At 60.2% G+C, this 25,032-nt stretch carries 21 protein-coding genes; 12 read left to right on the top strand and 9 right to left on the bottom strand.

The features are described from left to right. The first annotated feature begins 324 nt into the window (after window positions 1-324). From recA to Q0106_RS03510, 3 genes are all read left to right on the top strand, one after another. Window positions 325-1,470, top strand: coding sequence for a recombinase RecA (gene recA, locus Q0106_RS03520; protein ID WP_297608885.1), 1,146 nt, complete (start codon window positions 325-327; stop codon window positions 1,468-1,470). Window positions 1,471-1,529: 59 nt separating this feature from the next. After that, the gene (recX, locus tag Q0106_RS03515; protein ID WP_297608882.1) at window positions 1,530-2,561 is read left to right on the top strand and encodes a recombination regulator RecX; all 1,032 of its coding nucleotides are present in this window, start codon (window positions 1,530-1,532) and stop codon (window positions 2,559-2,561) included. A gap of 82 nt (window positions 2,562-2,643) precedes the next feature. Next, window positions 2,644-3,417 carry a TerC family protein gene (locus Q0106_RS03510; RefSeq protein WP_297608879.1) on the top strand — a complete coding sequence of 258 codons (774 nt, stop codon included), beginning with the start codon at window positions 2,644-2,646 and terminating at the stop codon, window positions 3,415-3,417. Window positions 3,418-3,501: 84 nt separating this feature from the next. Here the strand turns inward: Q0106_RS03510 and mnmA are convergent, their stop codons facing one another. Continuing rightward, window positions 3,502-4,590 carry a tRNA 2-thiouridine(34) synthase MnmA gene (mnmA, locus tag Q0106_RS03505; RefSeq protein ID WP_297608876.1) on the bottom strand — a complete coding sequence of 363 codons (1,089 nt, stop codon included), beginning with the start codon at window positions 4,588-4,590 and terminating at the stop codon, window positions 3,502-3,504. A gap of 75 nt (window positions 4,591-4,665) precedes the next feature. Here mnmA and Q0106_RS03500 point away from each other — a divergent pair, with 75 nt between their 5' ends. Then, window positions 4,666-5,778, top strand: a complete 1,113-nt coding sequence (locus Q0106_RS03500) for a nitronate monooxygenase (RefSeq protein WP_297608873.1) — start codon at window positions 4,666-4,668, stop codon at window positions 5,776-5,778. Window positions 5,779-5,847: 69 nt separating this feature from the next. On the opposite strand, the gene Q0106_RS03495 is transcribed toward Q0106_RS03500, so the two are convergent. Then, window positions 5,848-6,582 carry an LrgB family protein gene (locus Q0106_RS03495; protein ID WP_297608870.1) on the bottom strand — a complete coding sequence of 245 codons (735 nt, stop codon included), beginning with the start codon at window positions 6,580-6,582 and terminating at the stop codon, window positions 5,848-5,850. Window positions 6,583-6,587: 5 nt separating this feature from the next. After that, window positions 6,588-6,944, bottom strand: coding sequence for a CidA/LrgA family protein (locus tag Q0106_RS03490; protein WP_297608867.1), 357 nt, complete (start codon window positions 6,942-6,944; stop codon window positions 6,588-6,590). A gap of 171 nt (window positions 6,945-7,115) precedes the next feature. Here Q0106_RS03490 and Q0106_RS03485 point away from each other — a divergent pair, with 171 nt between their 5' ends. Further along, a complete protein-coding gene (locus Q0106_RS03485) occupies window positions 7,116-7,367 on the top strand; it encodes an RNA-binding S4 domain-containing protein (protein ID WP_297608864.1) in 252 nt (83 codons plus the stop codon). Between the two features lie 42 nt (window positions 7,368-7,409). Continuing rightward, complete coding sequence (locus tag Q0106_RS03480; RefSeq protein ID WP_297608862.1) at window positions 7,410-8,675, top strand: M20/M25/M40 family metallo-hydrolase; 1,266 nt, start codon at window positions 7,410-7,412, stop codon at window positions 8,673-8,675. A 128-nt stretch (window positions 8,676-8,803) separates the two neighbouring features. Here Q0106_RS03480 and Q0106_RS03475 read toward each other — a convergent pair whose 3' ends face one another. Together Q0106_RS03475 and hemG are read right to left on the bottom strand one after the other, a co-directional pair. Beyond that, complete coding sequence (locus Q0106_RS03475; protein WP_297608859.1) at window positions 8,804-10,483, bottom strand: AMP-binding protein; 1,680 nt, start codon at window positions 10,481-10,483, stop codon at window positions 8,804-8,806. Window positions 10,484-10,650: 167 nt separating this feature from the next. Then, complete coding sequence (gene hemG, locus Q0106_RS03470; protein ID WP_297608856.1) at window positions 10,651-11,190, bottom strand: menaquinone-dependent protoporphyrinogen IX dehydrogenase; 540 nt, start codon at window positions 11,188-11,190, stop codon at window positions 10,651-10,653. Window positions 11,191-11,701: 511 nt separating this feature from the next. Here hemG and infA point away from each other — a divergent pair. After that, window positions 11,702-11,962 (top strand): translation initiation factor IF-1, encoded by a 261-nt coding sequence (gene infA, locus Q0106_RS03465; RefSeq protein ID WP_139688113.1) that lies wholly within the window; start codon window positions 11,702-11,704, stop codon window positions 11,960-11,962. 110 nt (window positions 11,963-12,072) lie between these two features. Here the strand turns inward: infA and Q0106_RS03460 are convergent, their stop codons facing one another. The 4 genes from Q0106_RS03460 to Q0106_RS03445 form a co-directional block, all read right to left on the bottom strand. Beyond that, entirely contained in the window at window positions 12,073-13,044 is a 972-nt protein-coding gene (locus Q0106_RS03460) for a phosphatidate cytidylyltransferase (RefSeq protein ID WP_295488566.1), read from the bottom strand. After that, on the bottom strand, window positions 13,041-13,634 hold the full coding sequence (locus Q0106_RS03455; RefSeq protein ID WP_297609144.1) for a lysophospholipid acyltransferase family protein: 594 nt from the start codon (window positions 13,632-13,634) through the stop codon (window positions 13,041-13,043). Before Q0106_RS03455 ends, Q0106_RS03460 begins: the two co-directional genes overlap by 4 nt. A 106-nt stretch (window positions 13,635-13,740) precedes the next feature. Beyond that, window positions 13,741-14,058 (bottom strand): thioredoxin family protein, encoded by a 318-nt coding sequence (locus tag Q0106_RS03450; RefSeq protein ID WP_297608851.1) that lies wholly within the window; start codon window positions 14,056-14,058, stop codon window positions 13,741-13,743. A 9-nt stretch (window positions 14,059-14,067) separates the two neighbouring features. Beyond that, on the bottom strand, window positions 14,068-18,162 hold the full coding sequence (locus Q0106_RS03445) for a YhdP family protein (RefSeq protein ID WP_297608848.1): 4,095 nt from the start codon (window positions 18,160-18,162) through the stop codon (window positions 14,068-14,070). 128 nt (window positions 18,163-18,290) lie between these two features. Between Q0106_RS03445 and glnE the strand changes: the two genes are divergently transcribed. From glnE to grpE, 5 genes are all read left to right on the top strand, one after another. After that, window positions 18,291-21,131: a bifunctional [glutamate--ammonia ligase]-adenylyl-L-tyrosine phosphorylase/[glutamate--ammonia-ligase] adenylyltransferase gene (gene glnE, locus Q0106_RS03440; protein ID WP_297608845.1), complete on the top strand. Its 2,841-nt coding sequence runs from the start codon at window positions 18,291-18,293 to the stop codon at window positions 21,129-21,131. Window positions 21,132-21,253: 122 nt separating this feature from the next. Beyond that, window positions 21,254-22,234, top strand: a complete 981-nt coding sequence (locus tag Q0106_RS03435; RefSeq protein ID WP_297608842.1) for an alpha/beta fold hydrolase — start codon at window positions 21,254-21,256, stop codon at window positions 22,232-22,234. Window positions 22,235-22,322: 88 nt separating this feature from the next. Continuing rightward, the gene (locus Q0106_RS03430) at window positions 22,323-22,907 is read left to right on the top strand and encodes a VUT family protein (RefSeq protein ID WP_297608840.1); all 585 of its coding nucleotides are present in this window, start codon (window positions 22,323-22,325) and stop codon (window positions 22,905-22,907) included. Between the two features lie 171 nt (window positions 22,908-23,078). Continuing rightward, on the top strand, window positions 23,079-24,095 hold the full coding sequence (gene hemH / locus Q0106_RS03425; protein ID WP_297608838.1) for a ferrochelatase: 1,017 nt from the start codon (window positions 23,079-23,081) through the stop codon (window positions 24,093-24,095). Window positions 24,096-24,269: 174 nt separating this feature from the next. Beyond that, a complete protein-coding gene (grpE, locus tag Q0106_RS03420; RefSeq protein ID WP_297608836.1) occupies window positions 24,270-24,887 on the top strand; it encodes a nucleotide exchange factor GrpE in 618 nt (205 codons plus the stop codon). The last annotated feature ends 145 nt before the right edge of the window (window positions 24,888-25,032 follow it).

Here is a 25,032-nt window from a genome sequence, read left to right as displayed (position 1 = left end):
AAGCGAATTTTGCCCCAATCATTTCCGCTTGTCAAGAGCGTCAGAAAAGAAAACCAGAACGACAGAAAATCATGAAGCGTCTATTTGTGTCGAATGTTAGGGTAACCACTAACAAAATAGACCATTGCGCATTCGAGTGAAGTAATGCTATTGTTCGTTTGTCGCAGGACGACTGCGAATTAATTTTACCTAACTATCAACAAAGTAGAAGATCATTTTTGTGCATAATCTCCAAAAAATGATCTTTTGATCCTCGTTCGAAAAATTATTGAGAATTTTTCACTTGAACGGGTGAAACGAACACTCTCTGTAAGGACAAACATCATGGCTACAAAGAACGGCGCACGCTCCCAGCCCGTGGAACGCAAGGAAGGCGATGAGCGCAAAAAGGCGTTGTCCATAGCGCTTGCCAGCATCGAGAAGCAGTTCGGCAAGGGCGCCATCATGCGCATGTCCGACAATCTCGAACCGCAGAACATTGAAGTCTGCCCGACCGGGTCGCTGTCGCTCGACCTCGCGCTCGGCGTGGGCGGACTTCCGAAGGGCCGCATTATTGAGATCTTCGGGCCGGAATCCTCGGGCAAGACGACGCTCTCGCTTCAGGTGATTGCAGAAATGCAGAAGACGGGCGGCACCTGCGCCTTCATTGATGCCGAGCACGCGCTCGACATCCAGTACGCGTCGCGTCTCGGCGTTAAGGTTCCCGATCTGCTGCTTTCGCAGCCGGATACGGGCGAACAGGCTCTCGAAATCGTTGATGCGCTGGTGCGTTCGGGTTCCGTCGATCTGGTCGTCGTTGACTCGGTGGCCGCCCTTACGCCTAAAAACGAAATTGAAGGCGTGATGGGAGATTCGCTCCCCGGCCTTCAGGCTCGTCTGATGTCGCAGGCCCTTCGCAAGCTTACGACCAGCATTTCCCGCACGAAGTGCATCGTCATCTTCATCAACCAGATCCGCATGAAGATCGGCGGCTACGGCAATCCGGAGACCACTGCCGGCGGCAATGCGCTCAAGTTCTACAGCTCCGTGCGTCTTGACATCCGCCGCGTCGGCGCGATCAAGAAGGGCGACGAAGTGATCGGCAACGAAACGAAGGTGAAGGTCGTCAAGAATAAGGTTGCGCCTCCCTTCAAGCAGGTGAAGTTCGACATTCTGTACGGCCAGGGCATTTCGCGTCTCGGCGAAATCATCGACATCGGTACGGAACTCAATGTGCTCGAGAAGTCGGGCGCCTGGTACTCCTACAACGGGAACCGGCTCGGTCAGGGCAAGGAAAAGGTGCGCGATCTGCTCAAGGATAACGTTGAGCTGCAGCAGGAGATCGAGAAGAAGATCCGCGAGCTTAAGGGTGCGCATGTTTCGAGCATCACCTCCGTGGATGATGAGGACATGCAGGCGCTCGACATGCCGACGGAAGAAGCGGATGCTGACGACGTTCCGCCCGCCCGCGAAGTGGATGACGATCTGTGATTTAATTTCTCAGACACACATTCCGGAGGCCTCCGCCTAAGCAAAGCGGGGGCCTCTTCATGCCGATGGAAGTTATTTTTACGGACGAAGATCTGGAGCCCGTGCCGGAAGCGGCGCAGTCGAAGCCGGAGAAGCCCGCGAAGTCCGGTGCATCGCCGTTCCATACGCCGAAGGCGGCAGCAAAGGCTGCCGAACCGCACGAGGAGTCGCTTTTCGGCGATCTGGAGGATGCGCTCGGGCTCGAACCCGTGTTTGCTCCGGCGCCCGGGCCTTTCGGCGCGCCGCCCGCAAAGCTTCCTGACTGGATAAAAACCTCTGCGGCGGCGCCTCCTGAACTTCCGCAAAGCGTGCCGGCTTTTGAATCTGACCCCTTCAGCGAAGAAGAGCAGAAAGCGGAAAAGCCTGCCCGGCGGAAGAGAGCTGCCGGGAAAGCGGCTGCAGGCATTGGGGAAGCGCAGGAAGGAAATCCTGCGGGTCCCCGCATCATTACGTCGCCCGAAGATATCGCAGCTTTCGACGTGATGCGCGATGACGGCACCGTCGTAGAGGTGGATCGCGACACCTGTACGGATCCGGAGGTTTTTGAAGCCGAGCGCAGGCGGCGCAGCGGCGGGAGGAAGCCCAAACCCGTCAGAAACATTCTCACGCGCGCAGTGGATGCGCTCTCGAGGCGCGAATACTCCCGGCGCGAGCTCGGCAGAAAGCTTCTTCAGGGGCTGCTCGAGGGGGAAACCCGCGAGGAAATTACTGCGGCGCTCGACAAGCTCGAAGGCATGGGGCTCCTTTCTGATGAACGCTATGCGGAAGCGAAGATCCGGTCATGCGCCGGACGCATGGGCGACATGCGCCTCAGGCGGGAACTCCGCATGAGCGGCGTTTCCGATGAAGCCATTGAAGAAGCCATGTCGGCGCTTGAGGAGCCCGAAGAGGTGCGGGCGCTCCGGATATGGAACCGCCGCTGGAGCGAGCCGCCGAAGGACTGGAAGGAACGCGAAAAGATGGTTCGATACCTGGCAACCCGGGGATTCAGCATGTCCGCGATTCAGAAGGTTCTTCGCGGCGAGGTGGAGCTGCCGGAAAATGAGATGTAACGGGCGTAAGAAATTAGAGCAGGTGTAAACCTGTACGTTTAAAATCTCAAGTCCAAAAAAATCCAACTTAAGGGGAGACACCGTGGAATATTTATGGGATCTGTTGGTGAATCTGCATTGGGGGGCAGTCGGACAGATCATCATGATCGATATCCTCCTTGGCGGCGACAACGCAGTCGTCATCGCCATGGCTTGCCGCAACCTGCCGCATGAGCAGCGCGCAAAGGGCATTTTCTGGGGTACCGCAGGCGCAATCGCGCTGCGCGTGGTGCTCATTACCTTTGCGGTGATGCTTCTCGATCTGCCCTTCCTCAAGGTCGTGGGCGCGCTCCTTCTGCTTTGGATCGGCGTCAAGCTCCTGATCCCGGAATACGATTCGCACGAAAAAATTGAGGGGAGCTCCAGGCTTCTCGGGGCCATCAAGACCATCATTGTTGCCGATTTCGTCATGTCGTTCGACAACGTGATCGCCATTGCGGGCGCTGCTCAGCAGGCTCATGAGGCGCACCAGACACTCCTCGTCATCTTCGGCCTCATCGTTTCGGTGCCCTTCATTGTGTTCGGCAGCCAGGTCGTGCTCAAGCTCCTCGACCGCTTCCCGATCATCATTTACTTCGGCGGCGGCCTGCTCGGCTGGATCGCGGGCGGCATGATCGTTTCCGACGGTTATGTGGCTACGCACTGGCCTGAATTCAGCTTCATGGCGCACTATCCCTTCTGCATCGGCGGCGCTGCTGTGGTCGTCGTCATCGGGCACCTGATCGCGCGAAAGAAGCGCGCGGAACATGAGGCTCAGCTTGAACTGCGCAAGGTTTCGCCCAGGGCGGGAAATGCCGGTGAAGCAAAGAGCGAATAATTAGAAAAGTCCGATAAAGAAACGGCGGGAACTCTGAAGGGCTCCCGCCGTTTTTCTTGAAGCGCTTTCGATTTTTCTTCCGGTTCAGCGCTCAACAACATCGATGAAGCCGCCGCCGAGACAGACGTCGCCCTGGTAGAGCACCGCGCTCTGACCGGGCGTAGCCGCCCACTGGGGTTCGTCGAAAAGAAGTTCGAACGCGTCCGGCGTGACGGAGCCCAGCCGGCAGGGGCCGTCCTTCTGGCGGTAGCGGGTCTTCACCGTAACGGGAATCGACGGATCCGGAGCGGCGCCTGAGATCCAGCTCGGGTGAACGGCCGTGAGTTCGTGGGAAAGAAGCCAGGGATGATCGTGCCCCTGGCAGATCCAGAGCGTATTGGTCCTGAGGTCCTTTGCGGCGACGAACCAGGGTTCGCCCGTGGAGTCCTGCTGGCCGCCCACGCCGATGCCTTTTCGCTGGCCGAGCGTATAAAAGGAGAGGCCGATATGTTCGCCCACGATTTTCCCGTCGGGCGTCTTGATGGGGCCGGGCTTGGTCGGGAGATAGCGGTTGAGGAACTCCCGGAAGGGACGTTCGCCGATAAAGCAGATTCCGGTTGAGTCCTTCTTCTTCGCATTGGGAAGACCAATTTCGTCGGCAATCCGGCGCACTTCCGTCTTCAGCATGCCGCCCACGGGAAAGAGCACGCGGCGGATCTGCTCCTGGGAGAGGCGGTGGAGGAAGTAGCTCTGGTCCTTTCCCGGATCGACGCCCCGAAGAAGCTCCGTCATGCCGTTCTCACGCCTGACGCGCGCATAGTGGCCCGTGGCGATCCAGTCTGCGCCCATGCGCATGGCGTGATCGAGAAACGCCCGGAACTTGATCTCGGAATTGCAGAGAATGTCCGGATTCGGGGTGCGCCCGGCGGAATATTCGCGAAGGAAGTCGGAGAAAACGCGTTCCTTATATTCGCGCGCGAAATTGACGGCCTCGATGTCGATGCCGATCACATCAGCCACCGCCGTCGCATCAATGAAGTCCTGACGCGAGGAGCAGTATTCGCTGTCGTCATCATCCTCCCAGTTTTTCATGAAGAGACCGATGACTTCGTAGCCTTGCTCCTTGAGGAGCCAGGCGCTGACGGAGGAATCCACGCCTCCGGAGAGGCCGACGACGACTTTTTCTTTAGACATTGAAAAGAGAGAGCACCCTAGAATTCTGGTGCCGGCAAAAAAGTTTCAACCGGCGCTGATTTTAACGAGGGACAAATGACGAGTACGTCGGAATCGATCGGCATTCTTGAAGAGGCGCAGCAGCGGGCAAAGGCGTTTGCGGAGCGCCTCGGCATCGAGCGCGCAGTGCTTTCTGCACCGATGACGGGTACGGCCGGGCCGGAACTGGTTGCCGCCGTGAGCGCTGCCGGCGGACTCGGCGTGCTTCCGACGGGCGGCATGTCGGTCTCTGAGATCGAAAAGGCGGCAGAGAAAATCCGCAGCCTGACGGATAAGCCCTTCGCTATTCAGATCCGCATTCCCCCGAAAGTCACGCATCGTCCTCAGGATCTTCGCGAGCTCGCCGAAGGCCTTGCGGAAGTCCTGAAGGGGCTTCGGCTTCCCGATCCGCTCTCGCCCGAGGGTGAAGCGTTCTACGATTTCGCGTCGGCGCGCGAGCATGAGACCTTCGACGAGCGCTTTAAGGCAATTCTTGCCGCGAAGCCCGCAGCCGTCATTTCAACCTCAGGCGGCTTTCGCGAGCCTGAGGCGGAAGCGCTCTTCGATGCCCGGATCATGAATATCGGCACGGCGACCACGCTTCGCGAAGCCAAGGTGCTGCGCGCGGCGAAAGCGGATGCGATTATCTGTCAGGGTGCGGAAGCGGCCGGACCGAGATCCAATTTTGAAGATTCCGACGAGGTGCTCACGGGGCTCATGAGCCTCGTGCCGGCTGCGGCGCGTGCGACGCGGCTCCCGGTAATTGCTGCCGGCGGCATCTCTGAAGGCACGCAGGCCTGCGGAGCGCTTCTCGCGGGGGCGAGCGGCGTAATGGCGGGCACAGCCTTTCTTTCGACCCGCGAGTCGCTGGCAAGTCCCTACGTGCGGAATGTGCTCATCTGGACGACGGCGGCGCACCTTACGCTGACAAGGCTCTATACCGGGCGGCTGGTGCGGGCGCTCCGGTCGCCGCTTCTTGATGCGCTTCAGGATTATGAGCCGAGGCTTCCCGCCTGGCCGGCGCCTGAGGCATTGATGGGCCCTTTGACGGAAGCCGCCCGCAGACAGGGCCGCGAGGAGCTCGAGGCGGTCTATCTCGGACAGTCTGCAGGAAGAAGCAGCTGGCGCACTGCCCGGGAGGCAGTGGAGGCGCTCTCGAAATATTTTTAAGCAGAAAAAAGCCGCTGCAGTTCAGAGTCGAACGCAGCGGCTTTTCCTGAAGGTTTGTCGTCCCGCCTGTTAGCGGCCGAGCAGATGCATGATCGGGAACGCAAGAAGCGGAGCGAGGAAGGCGGAAATGATGCCCGAAACGCCCATCGCGAGGCCGGCAAAGGCGCCCGCTTTCTGACCGATCAGGAACGCGGCGCCCGTGCCCATGCCGTGGGCGGAGAGGCCGAGCGCGCAGCCGCAGACCGGTTCGGAGCGGATTCTGAGGAGCTTGAAGAGCGGACGTCCGATGATCGAGCCCGTCATGCCGGTAAGCACGACGAGTGCTGCGGTGAGGTCGGGCAGGCCGCCGATGCTCTCCGAAATGCCCATGGCGATCGGGGTCGTGACCGACTTCGGCACGAGAGACATCAGCGTTGCCGACGAGACGCCGAGAGCGCTGCCGATGAGAATCACGGAAACGATGGCTGCCGTGCAGCCGGCAAGAAGACCGAGCGAGAGCGGGAGCCAGAGGCGAGCGAGCTTGGAGCGCTGTTCATAAATCGGGACCGCAAGCACAACCGTTGCCGGTCCGAGCAGGAAGTGAATGAATCCCGCGCCGGCGAAGTAGGTGTCGTACGGGATGCCCGTGACGACAAGCAGCGTGATGAGGATCGCGACCGAAATGATGATCGGGCTCGCGAAGGGGTTGAATTTCGCCGCGCGGAAAACGAGCTGGCCGAAAACATAGAGCGCAAGCGTGAGGCAGAGCCAGAACGCCGGGTTCTTTTCGAGGTGGGCGAAGGCGTTGAGGAAAAGATCTTCCATGTCAGTTAATCCTCATCCTTGATCTTCATCCACTTTTCGACGGCGATGATGACGTAGGCCGTTACGAGCATGGCGATGACGGTCGACAGAACGAGCGTCACCATGATGCCGACGCCCTCATCGAGGAAGCGCTGGCCGTGGCGCATGATGCCTACGCCGGCCGGTACGAAAAGAAGCGAAAGGTTGGAGAGCAGCACGCCTGCGGTCGGGCGTACGATTCCGATCAGGTTGTCCTTGATGAGGAAGGAAAGCAGCATGAGCACCATGCCGATAACCGGCCCCGGAACAGGGATGCCCGTGAGGCGGCTGATCAGTTCGCCGACGACCTGGTACCCGAGAACGATCGCAATGGAGGAAAGCATGAAAATGAATCCCGCAGGGCTCTTTGAGGGTTTTTCCCATTAAGGTTAATTCGGGTCCTGCATTCTTGGATAATTAAGAGATGGCATTCTGTCACGGTTTCAAGAAACTGCTGTCTTAGCTTCCTTGACGTGAGATAAGAGGATGCGACTATTTCAGCAAAAGAAAGGTTTATGACACAGGAAAAAGAAGCGCCGTTTGCGCTGCGCGGTGAATACATCACGCTCGATGCCCTTCTAAAGGCTGCCGGTATCGCCTCTACCGGAGGCGAAGCCAAGGTGCTTGTTCAGGAAGGCAAAGTGCGCGTCGACGGCGAACCGGAAAGCCGCCGCGGGCGTAAGCTCCGCGGAGGCGAATGCGTGGAGGCTCTCGGGAAGAGAATCCGCATTGAAGCCACTGTAAACAATAGCTCGAAGGAAGCCTGATTGTCAGGCTTTCTTCTTAAATCGTTGAAGGAGGAGATTTCAATGACTCAGAACATTCCGCCCCTTTCGGAAGAGGTGCTCGCTCAGGTGAAGAAGCTTGCGGAGAAGCCGGAAGTGAAGGCTGCCATGGAGCAGGCCGCCCGCGAGGTCGACCGCGCCATGGAGGAGCAGATTGAGCTCTGCGAGATCGAGGCGCCGACGTTCCATGAGGAAGTCCGCGCCAAGCGCGTGGCTGAACTCATGCGCGCCTACGGCCTCACGGATGTCGTGACTGATCCGATCGGCAACGTCGTCGGCCGTCGTCCCGGCAAGGGCAGCGGCCCCGTGCTCGCCCTCGGCGCGCATATGGATACGGTCTTCCCGGCCGGCACCGACGTCAAGGTTCGCCGCGAGGGCAATATCTACCGCGCTCCGGGCATCGGCGACAACTGCTCGGGCCTCCGTGCGCTTCTGCAGATTCTGCGCATGTTCAACGACCAGAAAATCGAGACCGAAGGCGACATTCTTTTTGTCGGCACCGTGGGCGAGGAAGGCAACGGCGACATCCGCGGCTCCAAGGCCCTTTTTGACGGCTCCCGCCACATTGACGGCTTCATCGCCATCGACTCGACCGATGTGGGCCGCGTCCTCAACGGCGCTACCGGTTCGCATCGCTGGCGTCTTTCCATCGACGGCAAGGGCGGCCACTCCTATGCGGAATTCGGACGCTGCCCGTCGGCAATTCACGCCATCTGCCGCGCCGGCGCCAAGGTCGGGTGCTTCAAGGTCCCGGCTGACCCGAAGACCACCTATACCATCGGCACGATCAAGGGCGGAACGACGGTCAACACCATTGCAGCGCACTGCGAGGTAGAGGTCGACATGCGCTCGGTGAGCAACGAGGAGCTCCTCAAGCTCGAAGCCCGCGTGCTCAAGGCCTTTGAGGAAGCCGTTCAGGAAGAGAACGACTTCTGGGGCATTACGGACGAGAGCCTGAAGCTCAAGCTCACGAAGACCCAGATCGGCAACCGTCCTGCCGGCATGCGTCCGGACGACTGCCCGGTCCTTCAGACGGCGCGCTCCGCGCAGAAGGTGCTCGGCATTGAGCTCACCAAGTACATGTGCTCCTCGACCGACGCGAATGCGCCGATGAGCCTCGGCATTCCCTCGACCTGCCTCTGCTCGGGCGGCCGCGGCGTGAATGCGCACTCCGTGACGGAGTATTTCGAGAAGGTCGACACGCAGCTCGGTCCTCAGCTGGTCTTCCTCACGGCTGCCGCCCTCGTCGGCGCCTGCGGCGAAAAGCCGGTTCTTCCCGTGCGCAAGTAATCTGCATCCGCTCAGAGGCCTTTGAGGTCTTTGAGCGGCGAGGCTTGTTCACCCGCTAAAGCTAAACGGCCGTGCGCCTCTATCTGAGGCGCACGGCCGTTTCTCTGAAAGCTTCAGCGTTTAAGGGATCAGAGATCCTTCAATTCGCGGCGGAGAATCTTCCCGACTGGCGTTTTCGGGAGGCTCTCGACAAAGACGATCACGTGAGGAACCTTGTAGCGCGTGAGTTCCTTGCGGCACCAGTTCTTTACGTCTTCTTCCGTGAGCGCCGGATCCTTCTTCACGATGACGGCCTTCACCGTTTCGCCGGATTTAGGCGACGAGACGCCGGTGACGCCCACTTCCAGAACGCCCGGCATGGCGGCAATGACGTTTTCGACTTCGTTCGGGTAAACATTGAAGCCCGAAACGATGATCATGTCCTTCTTGCGGTCGGTGATGTAGACGACGCCGCGATGGTCCATGTGACCGACGTCGCCGGTTCTGAGCCAGCCGTCCCGAATGACGCCGGCGGTTTCCTCGGGCTTCTTCCAGTAGCCGCGCATCACCTGCGGGCCCTTCACGCAGATTTCGCCGGTGTAAGGCGTGGGATCCTCGCCCTCAGGGCAGAATCCGAGATCGCGGAATCCGTCTCCGCGGATGGAAACTTCAGTGGACGGAACCGGTACGCCGACAGAGCCGTCCCAGGGAGCGCCCGGGATGTTTCCGCAGACGGCCGGACTGCATTCCGTGAGGCCGTAGGCTTCAAGAATCGGGCACTGGGTCTGGGCGAGCCATTCTTCGGCGACGACCTTCTGGACCTGAGCGCCGCCGCCGCAGGTGAGCTTGAGGCGCTTCAGCTTCGCACGCTTGAAGACCGGGTTGCGAAGGAGCGCAGCGAAAAGCGTATTGACGCCGATGATGACGGAGACATCGTGCTTCACGCATTCGCCGGCAAGGGAATCGAGGTTGCGCGGGTTCGTGATGAGCACCATCTCGGCGGCCCAGTGCGTAAAGACCATGGTCGCCGTGAGCGAGAAGACGTGGTAGAGCGGCAGCGCCGTGAGAACGGTTTCCTCGCCTTCATGGAAGCGCTGCGAAATCCAGGCGCTCACCTGCAGGACGTTGGCGATCATGTTGCGGTGCGTGAGCTCCGCACCCTTGGCGACGCCGGTCGTGCCGCCGGTGTACTGAAGGAAGGCAAGGTCGGAGGACTTGACGTCCACGGGCTTGAAGCCTGCGGATCGACCGATCGAAAGCGCATCGCGAAAGTTCACCGCCCCGGGAAGCGTATAGGCCGGGACCATCTTCTTCACATGGCGGATCATGAAATTCACAATCTCGCGCTTGGGGAAGGAAAGCATGTCGCCGGCGCCGGTCAGTATGAAGCGCGTGCAGTTCGTCCCAGGCAGGGCCTGTTCGAGCGTGCGGGCGAAGTTTTCGATGATCACGATCGCCTTGGCGCCTGAGTCCTTGAGCGAATGGTGAACTTCTCGCGCCGTATAGAGCGGGTTGATGTTCACGACCGTCATGCCCGCGCGCAGGATGCCGAAGACCGCAATTACGTACTGCAGGAGATTAGGCATCATGACGGCGACGCGGTCGCCGGGCTTCAATTCAGGAAGCGACTGCAGATATGCCGCAAATTCCTTGGAGCGCTTTGCCGCGTCGGCGTAGCTCAGGTTGGCGCCGAGGTTCGTGTAGCCCGTGCGCTTCGGGAACTTCTTCGCCGCAGCATCGAGAATCGCCGGGATGTTTGCAATGCTGTCAGGATCGATGGTGTGAGGAATGCCGGCAGGATAGGCGCCGTACCAAAGGAAATCGGACATGGGCAATTTTTAGAAAAATCAGGGTGGAGCGCAGTGTAGTCGATTGGAGCGACAAAAACGCCCCGTCAGAATGCAAAATGCCGGTCTTCTCTTCGGGGATAACCCGAATCAGAAAAACCGGCATTTGCGGGGATCACGCCTCAAGGGCGTACTGCGCCAGAGGATTCTCAGGCTTCAAGCGTCAGGCAGTGGCGGGCGTAGTCCTCGACATCCTTCCAGTCGGTGTAGTCGATGATGGCGGTCGGCTCCGTCGGGCCCTTCGTCATCTTCATGATCATCTGGATCATCTTGGTGTCGAGCCAGCCCCAGTTCGGGTAGTCGACCTTGCCGGCGAAGCAGTGCGCATCCTTCGGCTTCCAGGGATTGCCCTGGAGGAACTTGCGCGTGTAGACGTTGCCTTCAGGCGTGCACTTGGCAGGCGTACGGGCGACGACAGAGACCGAGAAGAAGCTCGTCGCCTTGGCATCCAGAACGGACTTGAAGCGATTGACGAAGGCCACGAGCTGACGGCTGAACTTGCCGTAGAAAACCGGAGCGCCGACGATCACGAGATCGTACTTGTTCCAGTCAAGCCCTTCGCGATCCGCTTCCATGACGCACATCAGATCAGCCTGATTGCCTTCGGCAATGACCGTTTCCCAGATGCGGCGCGCAATGCGGGCGGTGTGGCCGGAATTGCTGTGGTAAAGAACGAGGACTGACTTCATAGGATTATTCCTTTGCTCCGATAAATTGCTTTTGCAGAAAAGACAATGGTGCAGGAGTCCTGCGCATGGGGTTTAGAGGCAAGACCCGTACCCGCCAAATCTTCTGAGGGTGTGCCGCTTGGCTTCCTGGTGAGGCGCTTGGAAATTGCATGGTGCGGCCGGAAAGCTGACCGAATCGTGCGCTCCGGGGCGTCGGAATGCCTCGAAGCCCGAGGGGTACGAAAAGAATATTACCCCGCGGCGATTTTCTAGTTCTTAAGGAGGATTACTGCCATTTCGGTGCGAGGGAGCTTTTTGGATGGAAGAAAGCGAAAAATTCGCCCAAGAATCGCAGATTTGCAAATGGTAGGTGTAAAATCCTGCGCTTCGAAGATGTTGCTTGCCGCATTACTCATTCATTTTTGAATGGCTGCGGCGCAGAAGCATGTCCGGCATGGGCGGGCTCTCCCGGAGGGGAGAGGTTCAGCCTCAGGATGCCGGGATTTACGTTTCCCCATACACATGGATTCATATGGCAAAGGAAGATCTCATTGAGATGTCGGGTCAGGTCCTGGAAGTGCTCCCGGACGCCCGCTACCGAGTGAAGCTCGACAACGGTCACGAACTTATCGCTTACACCAACGGCAAGATGCGCAAGCACCATATCCGCATTCTCGCCGGCGACCGCGTCTCGCTTGAGCTCTCGCCGTATGACCTCACGAAGGGCCGCATTACCTTCCGTCATATTGAGGGCCGCGCTCCGGCGCCCCAGGGCCAGCAGCGCCGCCGCTGATGGTCTTTAAACCCTGAGGAAGCCGCACGTCCGGTTCCCGGGGCAAAAAAAGAAGCCCGCCTCCAGGAATTCCCTGAAGCGGGCTTTTTTGCGTTCTGCGCAATGGCTTCTTAGAAGACGTCCTTATAGGTAATAAAGAAGATCGTCGTCAGGTGATAGAAGACGGGGGCGGCAAAAGTGATGGGCGCAAGGCGGGCGAGGAGCCCGCGCGTGATGTAGATGTCGCCTTCGCCGGCAAGCCGTTCGCCGCCCATGCTGCGGCGGACGCAGTTGAAGACCATGTCGCCGAGAACGCCCGCGATCACGACGGCAAGCGCCATGAGAAGCGCCTGCCAGAAGCGGAAGGGCGTAATCCAGAACATGAGCGCGCTCGCGATGATGCCGCCCAAGCCGCCGATCACGTTGCCGACGACCGTGCGGTTCATGTTGAAGCGCAGCGTTCTGCCGCCGAGCATGGAACTCGCAATCGAGCTCGTGAGGTCGGAGACGAAGATCACGAGCAGGAAGAAGAGCATGAGAAGCGGGCCGGAGGAGCCGTAGCGCGTCAGATCAAGCATGGCGATTGCCGGCGCATGCGAGAGGCAGAAGACGCAGAGCATGAGGCCCCACTGGACCTTGGCGACGCGCTCGAGGTAGCGGTCCGTGTCGCGCGAAAACGCCATGATCACCGGCAGCACCAGGAAGAGGTAGACCGGGATGAAGAGCGTGTAGATCTCGGGCTGATCGAACCCGATCGCAAGGTACTGAAGCGGAATCGCCAGATAGAACGCAACCACGAGCGCATAGTGGTCCGTGGGCTTTGTCGGCGTAATGGCGATGAATTCCCTCAGCAGGAAGAAGCTGATGAAGGCGAAGAAGACGAGAAGCGCGGGCTGTCCGAGAAGAAAAGCGATCGTAAAGACGACGATCAGCCACCAGGCCATGCGCAGGCGCGAACTCACGGCGCGCAGCCTCTGCTGGCGTTCGGGTTCTGTTGCCCGGTCAAGCGCCCAGGAAACATAGAAGGTGCCGAGCGCCGCGAGCAGCACCAGTCCGAAGAAGAGGAAGGTGTACGCCTCCTGAATGGTGAATCCGAGTCTCATGCTTTTGAAAGTTCAATAACGGCGTCGCGCGCACGGTTGAGAAAATCTTCCTTGAGGTCCTGAGGCGAATGCTCGACCGGAACCCCGAAGCGCACCGAGCAGACGGTGGGTACGGGAATCAGGACGCCCTTCGGCATTGCGCGGTGCAGGTTCTCAATGTAGACCGGGATGAATTCGACATTCGGGAATTCAGTCATCAGGTGCCAGATGCCGGATTTGAAGGGACTCGGCAGCGGCTGGGGCCGCCGGGTGCCTTCCGGGAAGATGATGAGGGAGTCTCCCTGACGCAGGGCTTCGCGCAGCGGGTCGAGCGGGTTCGTGTGCTCGGTGCGGCGCCGGTCGATCAGCACGCAGTGGAGTTCATCGAGCGCGATGCGGCGTCTGAGGAGGCCTTTTTCCCAATAGTCTTTAGCTGCGACCGGGCGTACGTGCCGGCGAAGCGCCGGGGGGAGAGAGGCCCAGATCACGATGGTATCGAGGTGGCTCGTGTGATTGGCGAAGTAAATGCGCTGCTTCGGCGATGGGGCGCAGCCCTGCCAGTGCGGATAGGCGCCAACGAGAAGGCGCGTAAGCCACACGATCGGAGTCATCAGCTTGAAGGGACTGAACACTTCTTTTCCGTCTGAATGAGTGAATCCCGACATTATCCTGCAGTCGGCGCGGGTTTGCCGAAGCAAGGCGGCATTTGAGCGCAGATCAGAGAAGCATGCGGGAAATGAAAGTCTCGAGTTCTGCTCTGGAGAATCGCCCTGAGAGCATGTCTACATCGTCGCCGTCTTTGAAGAAGACGATGGCGGGAAGCGACGAAACGCCGCAGTCGGCGGCGAGATAGTTTGCTTCCTCGATGTCGGCGACGGCAAATTCAGCTTCTCGCGCATGCGTTTCAGCAGCTTCGAGAAAGATTGGCTTCATTGCGCGGCAGGCGCCGCACCAGCTCCCCGAAAAGAAGAGAAATACGGGCGCGCCCGACGCGATGCGGCGCGTGAGAGCAAGAATGGCTGGAGAATCTGACATGATTTTTTTTCAGTGATTCACTTGCGGCGTGCCGGATCCCGCCTGACGCTGCGCAAAGGGAATCTTCTCGATCGCCGGGTCGTCGATCGAACCCTTCACCTCATATTCCGTAGAGAGGAAGTTCGAGATCTGGTCCTTCAGCACCCATTGCGCGAGGAGCGTGCCGAGACCGACGGCGGGATTGGCAATGGCAAGCGCGAGCGAGGCGCCTTCGGCGTTGATGCTCGGGAGAACGAGCGCCTTCAGGTCAAGGATATTGTTGACGAGATCGACGTCGCCCGAGGTCACCACTGTTGCTGCGCTTCCGGCGACAGTGGTGCGCTTCACGTGAATGACGCCGTTCTCTATTTCGGAACTGGTGGAGAAGGAATCGAATCGGAAGCCCTGTGAGATGACGTCGCGGAAGTCGAGCGTGAGCCGCCTGAGAAGGTGCTGCATCGAAAGGAGCGAGAGCAGCCGGCCGGCGCCGGGCTCAACCTGAAGGAGCTGCCCGGCACCCGTATGCGCGGATACCTCGCCAGAGAGCGTCTGAAGGTTGAATCCGCTCGGTCGGCCGATCCAGGAAAGATTGATCTTCGCTTCGCCGGGCGCTTCCCGAAGGACGCCCTTGATGTCGAGGCTCGAAAGAACATTGCCGGCGTCCCGGACATCGATGACGGAATTGATCGTGGAACGCCCGGGATCGTCCATGCTCACGCGGTGCCAGCGGCCTGAACTCGTAAGCGTGCCGCCTGCATTGCGGATCGTGAGCGCGTTGAGCGTCCAGTCGCGCCCGCCCTCCGGCGCAATCCGGTTGTCTGCGGAGAGCTCGACTTTGCCTACGTTTCTTTTTCCGTAGACAAGTTCATCGATCACAATGCGCAGATCCGGCAGCAGGGGAAGTTTTTCGAGCGCGCCGGCAAGAGCGGAATGATTTTCAGGGGGTACTGCAGCCGAAAGCGGCAGAGTGCCGGTGCCTGTCGGGACGGATTCCGGCTTGTCTTCAGCAATTTCCGGAAGGCGCAGGCTGTTGAGCTTGAGCGTAAGCCTCGGCGCGGCATTCGAAGTTTCATAGGCATATTCGGCCTGCCCCATTGCCATGTCGCCGTGAACCCGCAGATGCCAGAGTCCCGGAAGCTGCCGCCAGACGCCGTCAATGGTGCCGAGCGACTGGTCCTTCCAGGTGACGTTCCCCGCATAAAAATCAAGCTTGGAAATGTCCGGTACGGCGCTCGCCGGGGAAGCTTCCTTTTGCGGCGCTGCCGGCGTTTTCTGGAGCTTCGTCCAGAGCCCGGTCCAGTGCGTGAGGTCGAGCTTGTCGGTGCGGATTGCGGCTTCGAGACCCGAAGCAACGCTGCGCATCGGTGCGCCGAGGCCAATATAGCCGCGCGTGAGCTTCTCTCCCTGCCAGCCGAAATTCAGATTAATGAGGGGCGACGCTGAGACTGAGAGCGAGGCATGAGTCCCGTCGTGTTCATAGGTGAATCTGGCGGGAATTTTTGCCTGAGCTGATTTTCCGAGAGGTTCGGGAAGTTCGCTCGCAAGTCCTTCAAGGGACGAGTCACCTTCAATTCTGAGAGGCTTCTTCGAATCCCAGGGAATCGTGGCGCGGGTGCGGACTTCAGTTTTCCCGGAGAGCGCGCCGAACCAGGGCGTGACCCAGTCGGCATCTACGAGCCTCTGGAGGTCCTCCGGGATTGCCGCCGAATGAATGTCGAGCGTGACGCCGTTTTTGTCCGACTGTGCTGATGCCGTGACGGGGCCGGCGGCAGTGCTGCCGCGGAAGACCTGAGGCGTTGAAATGCCTTTCGAGGACACGGTGAGCCTGCCCGACAGGTTCTTCACCTCCGGGAGGAACGGCAGATAAGCGAAGGTGCCCTGGGAGAGCGCGGCGTCGACCGAATATTCGGTAGTGCCGTTTCCGAGCGGGACCCGAAGCGAAAGGACGGCCTCAGTTGCGCCGCTTCCGCGGGATTCCTCAAAAGGCTTCCCGATCAGATCAGCGAGGAATCCGGCTCTCCCGAGGTAGCCGAGCGCTTCACCGAAATCGCCATTGATTTTCCCGTCAACCGTAAGGAGCGGCGGATTGGAAACAAAGGACGGGATTTCAACCTTGACGTCTGTTGCCGAGAGCGCTCCGCACCTCGCGGAATTTCCGGTAATGGTCATCCGGTTGCCGACAAAGGCGAGATGCGCGCCGACGCGGGTGAGCACCGGGAATTCGCCGCCCCGGACCCAGGCTTTGCCGTCCTTCGTTCTTTCGCGCGTCGGCATGAAGTCCATGGAGCCGTCAGCGACATCGCCTTCAATCCGGAATTCGCCCTCGGCCGGATTCCAGCCGTCCCAGGGGAAGGCATTCAGGGGTCCGCGGACGACGAATCTGCCCCCCGTAATCCGGCCGCCCATGATTGCGGCCTCGACGTAGTCGAGCGCCGGATCGCCGATGACGTTGGGAAGATACTTGATGACGGAGGCGCCGATGCCGCGCTCGACCGAACCCGAAATGTCGATCGAGCCCGCGCCGCCGGAATTTTTCCAGGTCCCTTCTGCCCGCGCGGCGAGATCGTCGTTGGCGACCTTGATGTCTTCAAAGGCCAGATTGACTTCCGAGTGAATGGATGCCTTTACCCGGCCCGTAAGGCTCGTCACGTTGAGCTGCGGATTTCTGAAGACGCCCGGAAAATAGAGCGCGCCGTAATGCATGTCGAGCGTGATGTCGAATTCGCCGGGGGTATCCGTGCGGACAGAGCCGGAAAGGTTCCGTATGCCGGGGAGCCCGTCCTCACCCGGAGGAACCGTGATGCCGCGAAAGACCCCTGCGAAGCTCCAGTTGCTTGGATTTTTATAGTCGCTGTGAAATGAGGCGCTCGCTTCCTGGAGGATGCCGGAGATCGGGCGCTCGGAGAGAAAGTCGAGCGCGTCGTGAGGCAGCGGAAGCGATGAGGCGATTTTGGCGAGCGTTCCGATGGAGACTTCAGACGCACCGAAATTGCATGAACTTACGTCCTCGGCAGCGTTTTTCGCGCAGTCGGCGGTAATCGTGGCCGGTCCGAAGCGCAAGCCGTTGAGGCCATGCTGAAAGGCAAGACGATCGGCGCGAAAGTGCATTCCGCCGGCATCTTCAGAAAATTCGATGCGGCCCGAAAGACTCGAGAGATTGAGTTTTTCGAGCTCCGGCGCAATCTGAGCGCGAACCCGGGAAAGGTTGATGTCGGAGAGGAGCCGCGTGATGCGGCCGGAATCAAAGCTGATCCACGTGCGTGCGGCGCCCGATCCTGTGCGCACGACGTTTGCGAAGCCTATGCGCTGCATGATGCGGGCAAAATCGACGCGTGCGAAGTCCGCGTAGGCCTCTCCCTTCCAGGTGAAGGGATCCGCTTTCTCGGAGAAAATGTTCTTTTCTAGCCGTGCGCGCAGATCAAAGGGTCTCGCAACGCCGTCCGTCTGGAGAATGCCCGAAAGCGATGCCCGGTAATCGAAAAGACGCTGTTCAAAAGCGATGTTCGCGCGGTTGACGGTAACCGGCAGCGGCTCAGGCAACGTTTCGTCCGTGTAGCGGAAAGTTCCGTTCTCGATCAGGATCCGCCCCTGGCTCAGCAGCCATTTGAGGGCAGGAATGTCGGTCTTATGGGATTCTTCGCCGGAAGGATCCGAAGCTGCCGCGCCGCTTATATCGAGCGTAAAGCCGCCGATATCGAAGGTTTTTTCCGTGAGGCGCCTGACATTGAATGTCGGCGCGGAGATGATGAGCGTCTGAAGACGGGGCTCCAGATGCCAGATGGAGCTCCAGGCAAGTTCGGCCTGAACTTTCGGCAGATGGAGCGACACCGGTCCGTTTCTGCGCGAGAGCGCGACATCCTCGAGCGTGATGACGGGACGCAGCAGCGTGAAGCCCGTTTCCAGGCGGCCTGCCTTCACGTCAATGCCCGTTGCTTCGCCGAGCATCGCCTCATATTGGCTGAGGTGCTTCGGAAACTGCGTTGTGAAGAACCAGCGCGAGAAAACGATTGCTGAACCGGCTATGAACCAAATCGCGAGCAAAAACCAGCCCGCTCTCCCGAGCCATTTTCTCAGGGAGGAGGAATGCCCGTTCTGAGCTTCGCGATAGGGGGATTCGGGGCGCACTGCAGAATCGCTTCAGGGTTGAGGGAAATGCCACTTGAAACGTTAGCACGGCGCCGCGCACGCAAGGTTTGACAAATCGAAACGTAGAATTGCAGATACACGCGCTTCTTGCCAGAAGGAGAAAAAATATGACGAGGCCGACGTTGAGGGAAGCTGCCGAACTTTCGCTCTTTGCATCGCGTTCGCTCAAGGCCATGGTGCCGGGCGACGATGAGGCGGAGAAGCTTGCCCGGTTTGAGTCGCTCGCTTCAGAGCCCTGGTCGCGCGAACGCATCCGCGGGGAGATCCTCCGGGCAGCAGACAGCGCGCAGCTCTCGCTCGCGCTCAGAAAGCTTCGCCGCGACATCATGCTGACCCTCATCGGCCGCAATGCCACGGGCGCCTGCGGCTTCCATGAAGTGGTCGATACGATGACCATCTTTGCGGAAGAAGCCATCCAGGCCGTGGTGCGCGTTCACGGGCGCGAGCTCGCCGAGCGCTGGGGCGTGCCGATGAATGCCGAAGGCATCCCGCAGGATCTGCTCGTCGTCGGCATGGGCAAGCTCGGCGGACGCGAGCTCAACGTCTCTTCCGACATCGACCTGATTTTTCTTTACGGCGACGAAGGCGAAACGCGGCCGACGGCGGAATTTCCCAATGCCCGCCGCTCCGTGACGGTCGACGAGTTTTATGCGCGGCTCGCGCGCCGGATCATTCCGGCCCTGAATGACCCGGAGGGCCCCGGATTCGTCTTCCGCGTCGACATGCGCCTGAGGCCCAACGGCGACGCCGGTCCGATTGTCTGTTCGGCCGACATGCTCGAGGAATATCTCTACACGCAGGGACGCGACTGGGAGCGCTTTGCCTGGCTGAAGGGCCGGATCGTGAGCGGTCCGGTATTCTCGACGCCCGAGCAGTTCGAGACGGAATCGCGCTACATCCGCTCCCTCGTTCAGCCTTTCGTTTTCCGCAAATATCTGGACTTCAGCGCCATCAGCTCGCTTACGAAGCTTCATGAACTCGTGCGCGCGGAAACGGACCGCAGGGAGCTTGCGCGTTCGCGGGAAGGCTGCAACGTAAAGCTTGGGCGCGGCGGGATCCGGGAAATCGAATTTATTGTTCAGACGCTGCAGGTGATCCGCGGGGGGCGCGATGCGACGCTGCGCGGCCGCTCAACGCTCCCGATGATTGAGGCGCTCGCCCGTGCGGGCGCCCTCTCGGCGGAAGCCGCAGATACGCTCTCCGGGTACTACGTATTCCTGCGCGATGTCGAACATGCGCTGCAGTACGTCGACGATCAGCAGACGCAGTGGCTGCCGCGTGAGGGAGAGACGCTCGAGCGCGCGGCCGGCCTCCTCGGCATGGAACCCTCTGAGCTCTGGTCGAAAATCGAGCGCGTGCGCGAGTATGTGGCGAAGACTTTCGACGGCGTTTTTCAGGTGAATGCCGAAAAATCGGAAGCTAAGGATGCTGATCGCTGGCCGGCAGGCTGGGCGGACGGGTCGCCGAGAGCGCCCGAAATGCTCGAGAAATTGCTTGGCGATCTGGGCTACGGCGACTCAAGCGGCGAGCTCGCCTCGCGCATTCTTTCGCTCGTGAGCGGCAGGCGCGCGCTCGTCCTTTCCGAAGAGGCGCGCACGCGCATGCGCCGCCTCGTGCAGTTCGTTGTCGAAAAGTGTCCCGAATGGATTGAACGGTCCGGCACCCGCGTGATTTCGAGCGCCGAGGAGCTTTCGCGCTACCTGCGTCTCCTTGAGGCGATTGCCGGGCGCTCGACCTATGCGGCGCTCCTTTATCAGTATCCTTCCGCGGCTGCCCGCGTAGGCCGCGTGCTCGCGGCGAGCCGCTGGAGCGCGGACTACGTCGTGCGTCATCCCATTGTGCTCGATGAGCTCGTCGATTCGAGAAGTTCGGAAATGGACGACTTCACCCCGGTCGACTGGAGCGGCTGGCAGGAGAACCTCCATGAGCAGCTCGTGTCTGCCGAAGGCGACCAGGAGCGGCAGATGAATTACCTGCGCGACGCGCACCACGGGGCGGTTTTCCGCCTGCTGGTGGCGGATCTTGACGGGCGGTTCGCCGTGGAGCGCCTTGCCGACCAGCTTTCCGCGCTCGCTGATGCCGTGATTGCGGAAGTGCTTGATCTTGCGTGGGCAAGTTTGCCGAGGCACCCGGAGGAGCCGCCGAAATTTGCCGTGATCGGCTACGGGAAGCTCGGCGGAAAGGAACTCGGGTACCAGAGCGACCTTGATCTCGTCTTCCTCTGCGACGATCCCGATCCGGAATCGGATGCGCTTTACAGCCGCCTCGTGCGCCGGATGATGAGCGCGCTCACCGTGCAGACTTCGTCCGGGAAACTCTTCGACGTCGACCTGAGACTGAGGCCCAATGGGGAGAACGGACTCGCCGTTTCTTCCTTCGACATGTTTTCGCGCTATCAGCGCAACGTGGACGGCAACGGCGCCTGGCTCTGGGAGCATCAGGCGCTGACGCGCGCCCGCTTTGTCGCGGGCGACCCGGATCTCGGCCGCAAGTTTGAGGCCGAGCGCGTGGCAATTCTCAGGGAACCGCGCAACCGCGACGCGCTCAAGGTTGAGGTGAGCGCCATGCGGGCGAAGATGCTCGAGGGCCATCCGAATTCAAGCGGTCTTTTCGACCTGAAGCACGACCGCGGCGGCATGGTGGACGTTGAATTCATCGTGCAGTACCTCGTGCTCGGCTGGAGCGCTGAATTTCCGGAGCTCGTCAACAACTTCGGCAACATCCTGCTTCTCGAAATGTGCGCGCGGCTCGGCCTCATCAATGAGGCGTCCGCGGCGAGCGCAGTTCTCGCCTATCGCCGCTACCGGGCGCTGCAGCACGAGATCCGGCTTAATGCCGGCGAAGGCGTCCCTGCGAGGGTTCCTCTCGACATGGTTGAAGCGGAGCGCGAAGCCGTCAAGGCCCTCTGGCGGGAAGTCTTCGGCAATGACGGACCGCAGCGGCAGTAGGCATTCCGCGGGATGCGCCAACCGCAACAGATTGTGTCAGGGAGAAGCAAACCGACAGCAGCGGGCTAGAATCAAAAATTCTTTCTGAACGCCCGTTCAAGATTCTTGCTTCTTACCTCGTCATGCCTATTTCCGAGTCTGATTACAGTGCTCCGTCCTGGTGCCCGGGAGGCCACCTGCAGACCGTCATCCCGGCGCGCATCACCGCGCGCCCGAAGGTGACCTATCGACGGGAAATCGTCACCACGCCCGACAACGACATCGTCGCCTGGGACTGGGCGGAGCCCGAGCCGATTGATCCGGCTGCGCCCGTCCTCGTGCACTTTCACGGACTTGAGGGCGGGAGCGACAGCCACTACGCTGAAGCCCTCATGCACGAATGCGTGCGGATCGGCTGGCGCGGCGTGGTCGCGCACTTCCGCACCTGCGGCGGTCTCATGAACAGGCTTCCCCGCGCGTATTTCGCTGGCGATACGGCAGACAACAGCTGGGTGCTTAAAACCGTTCACGGGCGCTTCCCCCGGGCGAAGATGTACGCCGTGGGCGTCTCCCTCGGCGGCAATCAGCTCTCAAAGTGCCTGGGAGACCTTGGGAAAGATGCAATCGGTCTCGTTGAGGGGGCCGTATCGATCTGCGCTCCGATTGATCTGGTGGCCGGAAGCGAGCGCATCAGCAAGGGCGTCAACACGCTCTATGCGGACATGTTCCTCAAGACCTTGAAGCTCAAGCTTGAGGAAAAAGCGCGTCTCTACCCGGATCTCTTTGACATTGAGGTCATCAGACGCTGCCGAACTCTGTATGATTTCGATGACATCTACACGGCTCCGGTTCACGGCTTCAAATCGGCCATGGACTACTGGCAGAAATGCTCCGCAAAGCAGTATCTGCCGGGGGTGAGAGTTCCGCTCCTTCTTCTCAACGCGCAAAATGACCCGTTTCTGCCTGCCTGGGCGCTCCCCACGGCCGCAGAGATGAGTTCGTCCGTATTGGGTGAATTTCCGAAGGAGGGCGGCCACGTGGGCTTCCCCGAAGGCGGAAGATTCCCGGGCGATCTCGAATACCTCCCGCGCCGCGTGATGAAGTTCTTCGGCACCGGCTGCTAAAGCCTGCAGTCTTTCGGGTGCCGCCCTTAATTCTTTTTGGACGTGCGCCGGATATCTGCCGGAGGGTGCGTCCTCAAGGAGCAAAGCTATGGCTATGAGCCCCCGGGCGTTTTCCAGCCGGCACTTCCAGTACGGCCTCATCACCCTGATTCTCTTTATTCTCACCATTCCGCTCGGCAACTGGGTGGTGATGAATGTGGGTCTTGTCTGCGATCCGAACGGACCCTGCCTGATACCTGTCTGGCCCGGCGTCTGGTCGCCTTCGGCCGTGATGCTCGCCGGTCTTGCTCTGGTGCTTCGCGATGCCGTGCAGAATCTCCTCGGCAACCGCTGGACCATTGCCGCGATCGTTGCGGGCGCCTTCCTTTCGGCCTTCCTGGCCGAACCCTCCGTCGTGCTCGGCTCCACCGCCGCCTTCCTTTTCTCTGAGCTCGCCGACTTTGCGGTCTATACGCCCATGAGAAAGAAGCTCCCCTCGACGGCCGTGATTGTCTCCGGTCTCGTGGGTTCCGTGGTTGACAGCATGATCTTCCTCACGCTCGCCTTCGGGTCGCTTGATTATCTCTTCGGGCAGGTGCTCGGGAAATTCTGGATGAGCCTTCTGGGCGGCGCCATTCTCTGGATGTGGCGTCACCGCCGCGTGCGTCAGGAATCGCTCGCGCGTGCGCTCTGAAGCCCACAAGGCGACCTTAAGGTCGATAGCGGAAAATTCGAGACGCATTCGCTTTTGCTGCGGGGCCCGCACGGGTCTGCGGTTAAAAAGCATTCTGAAGTTTTAATTTCAGGGCGGCAGAGCCGGACGCAATTGTCCGGAGCCGCCTGACCCAAGCGCCTCAGGCATCCTATGGAAGACTCCGCCCTTACCTCTCAGCATCCGAAGACCGCGCTTCTTCTCATCAATACCGGTTCGCCCGAGGCTCCCGAAGCTGGCGCCGTGCGGGAGTATCTGGCGGAATTTTTGTCTGACAGCCGCGTGATCGAGCTTCCGAAGTGGAAGTGGTGGCCGATTCTTCACGGCATCATCCTTCGCGTTCGGCCGGCGAAGTCCGCAAAGCGTTATCAGGGCGTCTGGACGGAGGAAGGTTCTCCGCTCATCGTCCATACGAAGAAGACTGCCCGGAAGCTCCAGCAGAGGCTCGGCGACGGCGTGCGCGTTGTCTGGGCAATGCGCTACGGGAAGCCTGCGGTGGAGGACTGCGTACGCCGTCTCGTCGAAAAGGAAGGGATTGAGCGCATCCTCGTGATGCCGCTCTTCGCTCAGTATGCAGCGCAGACTTCAGCGGCCTGTCTCGACGAAGTCTTCGAAACGGTGCTCTCCATGAGAAATGTTCCCGCACTTCGGACGGTGCGCGAATATCACCTCGAGCCCGACTACATTGAGGCCCTTGCGCTTCACATCGAGCGCTTCTGGGAAAAGGCCGGGCGTCCGATGGATGCGGGCGGGCGCCTCCTCATGAGCTTTCATGGGATACCCGCGAAGAGCACGGCGCTCGGCGACGTCTACGAAGCGCAGTGCCATGAAACGGCAGCGGCGCTCGCCGCACGGCTCAATCTGCGCGGGAACGAATGGGCGGTGAGCTTTCAGAGCCGCTTCGGCCGCGACGAGTGGCTTCAGCCCTATACGCTCCCCTTTGTGGAAAAGCTTGCCCGCGAGGGACTCCCCCGCATCGACGTGGTTTGCCCCGGATTTGCCGCCGACTGCCTTGAAACCATCGAGGAAATCGGAGACGAGCTTCGCGGCGCCTACCTCAGAGCGAACCCGAACGGGGTCTTCCACTACATTCCCGCCCTCAATGAGAGCGACGAGGCCGTCGACGCTTATGCGGCCATTGCCCGGCGCGAGCTCTCGGGCTGGATTTAAGAGAGCACCTCATCTCGGCGTTTTCCTCAGGGTTCCGCGGTCTTGAAAAAGGGTCGCGCCGTCCCCATATATGAGGAAAACCAGATCTGCCGGACGGGCGGCAATGTCCGCGCTTCCTGAACTGAAGGAGCGCCGGGGCGCCCCCATCCGGACGCTTTCTACAGGAAAACTGAAATGACTGAAGCTCAGAACGAATCTGCCAAGAAAGAGAACGAAGCCGGCTGCTCGTGCGGTCAGGGCGGCTGCGGCTGCCATGATGCGGAGCCTCAGACGAAATGCGCCTGCGGCGCAGAGGCTGAAGCGAAGCCTGCCGAAGCGAAAAAGCCTACGGTCGAGGAGCTTCAGGCCGCGCTCAAGCTCTCCGAAGCCAAGGTTCTTGAGCACTACGACCTTTACGTGCGTGCGATGGCGGAGCTTGAAAACACCCGCCGCCGCTCAAACGAGGAACTCATCAAGACGCGCAAGTTCGCGATTGAGAAGTTTGCAAAGAACCTGCTTCCTGTCGTCGACAGCCTTGAAAAGGCGCTCGAAGCTACGGACGGTCAGCCCGACAGCCCCTATCGCGAGGGGATGGAAGCGACCTACCGCCAGTTCCTTCATGCGCTTGACGTTTCCGATATGAAGCCGATCGACCCGAAGGGCGTTCCCTTCGATCCGCATCATCATCAGGCGATCACGATGGTGCCGGCTCCTGAAGGCATGAAGTCGGGCGACGTTGTCCAGGTCTTCCAGCGCGGCTGGTGCATCGGCGACCGCGTGCTGCGTCCGGCCATGGTGAGCGTCGCCCAGTAACGGAGAGGCAATCGCTTTGAGAATGCCCTGTCGGGAAGCAATCCCTGCAGGGCATTTTCTTTCTTGAGCACGCCTCCCGGAGCGTCCCGGAAGCTATGAAAAGATTTTTTGCAAACCGGCCCTTGAAAAAGAATGGACCGGCCCC

Source organism: uncultured Sutterella sp. (assembly GCF_937923675.1).
Taxonomy (GTDB): domain Bacteria; phylum Pseudomonadota; class Gammaproteobacteria; order Burkholderiales; family Burkholderiaceae_F; genus Sutterella.
The sequence above is the reverse complement of the archived record's forward strand: the minus strand, read 5'-3'. Positions and strand labels throughout refer to the sequence as shown.

Coding starts and splice junctions, on each gene's coding strand:
- recA (WP_297608885.1), top strand. CDS start 325: ATGGCTACAAAGAACGGCGCACGCTCCCAGCCCGTGGAACGCAAGGAA.
- recX (WP_297608882.1), top strand. CDS start 1,530: ATGCCGATGGAAGTTATTTTTACGGACGAAGATCTGGAGCCCGTGCCG.
- mnmA (WP_297608876.1), bottom strand. CDS start 4,590: ATGTCTAAAGAAAAAGTCGTCGTCGGCCTCTCCGGAGGCGTGGATTCC.
- Q0106_RS03500 (WP_297608873.1), top strand. CDS start 4,666: ATGACGAGTACGTCGGAATCGATCGGCATTCTTGAAGAGGCGCAGCAG.
- Q0106_RS03495 (WP_297608870.1), bottom strand. CDS start 6,582: ATGGAAGATCTTTTCCTCAACGCCTTCGCCCACCTCGAAAAGAACCCG.
- Q0106_RS03490 (WP_297608867.1), bottom strand. CDS start 6,944: ATGCTTTCCTCCATTGCGATCGTTCTCGGGTACCAGGTCGTCGGCGAA.
- Q0106_RS03485 (WP_297608864.1), top strand. CDS start 7,116: ATGACACAGGAAAAAGAAGCGCCGTTTGCGCTGCGCGGTGAATACATC.
- Q0106_RS03480 (WP_297608862.1), top strand. CDS start 7,410: ATGACTCAGAACATTCCGCCCCTTTCGGAAGAGGTGCTCGCTCAGGTG.
- Q0106_RS03475 (WP_297608859.1), bottom strand. CDS start 10,483: ATGTCCGATTTCCTTTGGTACGGCGCCTATCCTGCCGGCATTCCTCAC.
- hemG (WP_297608856.1), bottom strand. CDS start 11,190: ATGAAGTCAGTCCTCGTTCTTTACCACAGCAATTCCGGCCACACCGCC.
- infA (WP_139688113.1), top strand. CDS start 11,702: ATGGCAAAGGAAGATCTCATTGAGATGTCGGGTCAGGTCCTGGAAGTG.
- Q0106_RS03460 (WP_295488566.1), bottom strand. CDS start 13,044: ATGAGACTCGGATTCACCATTCAGGAGGCGTACACCTTCCTCTTCTTC.
- Q0106_RS03455 (WP_297609144.1), bottom strand. CDS start 13,634: ATGACTCCGATCGTGTGGCTTACGCGCCTTCTCGTTGGCGCCTATCCG.
- Q0106_RS03450 (WP_297608851.1), bottom strand. CDS start 14,058: ATGTCAGATTCTCCAGCCATTCTTGCTCTCACGCGCCGCATCGCGTCG.
- glnE (WP_297608845.1), top strand. CDS start 18,291: ATGACGAGGCCGACGTTGAGGGAAGCTGCCGAACTTTCGCTCTTTGCA.
- Q0106_RS03435 (WP_297608842.1), top strand. CDS start 21,254: ATGCCTATTTCCGAGTCTGATTACAGTGCTCCGTCCTGGTGCCCGGGA.
- Q0106_RS03430 (WP_297608840.1), top strand. CDS start 22,323: ATGGCTATGAGCCCCCGGGCGTTTTCCAGCCGGCACTTCCAGTACGGC.
- hemH (WP_297608838.1), top strand. CDS start 23,079: ATGGAAGACTCCGCCCTTACCTCTCAGCATCCGAAGACCGCGCTTCTT.
- grpE (WP_297608836.1), top strand. CDS start 24,270: ATGACTGAAGCTCAGAACGAATCTGCCAAGAAAGAGAACGAAGCCGGC.